At 62.9% G+C, this 703-nt stretch carries 1 protein-coding gene; it reads right to left on the reverse strand.

The window, feature by feature from the left end; all coding sequences use genetic code 11:
• The coding region (locus EN780_RS36285; RefSeq protein WP_128276598.1) for a CocE/NonD family hydrolase at positions 1-703 on the reverse strand (703 nt) is incomplete at both ends.

Genomic DNA, 703 nt, shown 5'->3' on the forward strand with positions numbered 1-703 from the left:
GGCTAAGGTTGAGGATGCCGTAGCTCACCCTGGAGGCCGCACCATCAGGAAAGACCTGCGACAGCGTGGCCGAAAGAAGCGCGGTGGGCTTGTCGGAGGCGAGCGTAACCTCGAATTCCGGAAATCCCAGGATCTCCACCGCCTCGGTGAGCGGCTCCGTCTCGAAGATCAGCGCATTGCCTTCCTCGGTCCGCTGGTCGACTGGCTGCGTCGGCATGGTGCCATATCCGCACCAGGCGCCAGAGGACAGGCCTGCTGTCTGCGGCGAGCAGATCGTCTTCACCTCGTCCTTGCCCTTTGTTTCGCTCAGCCGGTACGGTGCAAGATGCAACACCCGTTCCTTCAAGCCCGGTCCTGGCCAACACGGTTCCGCAACCCAGCGGCCGGGACGCTCGTCATAGATCGGCGCTGGTCTTGCAGGCTGCTGGATCCAAGCCCGCAGCATCGGCTCGTCCTCTATCCCGGTGTCGATCCCCTTCAGATACTGATCCCACCAGCGAAGACATTCCTGCAGGAAGCCGATCCGCGGCCCCGGCATGGCGAAATGGGGATATTTGTGTCCCCACGGCCCGATGAGGCCCTTACGCTTGCCGGGCAGCCTCTCCAGCAGCCGAAAGATCGGGTTGGGATAGCCATCGACCCAACCGCCCACGGCATAGATCGGGATCTCAATGTCGGCATAGTTCTCGCAGGCGGAGCCGTG

Source organism: Mesorhizobium sp. M4B.F.Ca.ET.089.01.1.1, assembly GCF_004022605.1.
In the GTDB taxonomy this organism is placed as follows: Bacteria; Pseudomonadota; Alphaproteobacteria; order Rhizobiales; family Rhizobiaceae; genus Mesorhizobium; species Mesorhizobium abyssinicae.